Annotated in this window: 1 protein-coding gene; it reads left to right on the top strand. The window is 71.7% G+C overall.

Annotated features, from left to right (window positions below; all coding sequences use genetic code 11):
• Window positions 1-272, top strand: a 272-nt coding sequence (locus tag SB751_RS30550; RefSeq protein WP_410749091.1) for a 3-hydroxyacyl-CoA dehydrogenase NAD-binding domain-containing protein, incomplete at both ends; no start/stop codon positions are given.

The following is a 272-nucleotide window of genomic DNA, read 5'->3' as shown; positions in this document are numbered from 1 at the left end:
CCGCTGGACACCGTGGGCGTGATCGGCGGCGGCACCATGGGCGCGGGCATCGTGGTGGCGCTGCTGGACGCCGGCCTGCCCACCGTCATGGTCGAACAGGACGACGCCGCGCTGGAGCGCGGCCGCAAGCGGGTCGAACAGGTCTACGACCTGCTGGTGAAAAAAGGCCGCATGACGGCCGACGAACGCCGCGCGCGGCTGGCGCGCTTTACCGGCGCCACGCACTACGACGCGCTGGCCGGCGCCGACCTGATCATCGAGGCCGTGTTCGA

The organism is Cupriavidus sp. SIMBA_020 (assembly GCF_046535395.1).
GTDB lineage: Bacteria > Pseudomonadota > Gammaproteobacteria > Burkholderiales > Burkholderiaceae > Cupriavidus > Cupriavidus campinensis.
The sequence above is the reverse complement of the archived record's forward strand: the minus strand, read 5'-3'. Positions and strand labels throughout refer to the sequence as shown.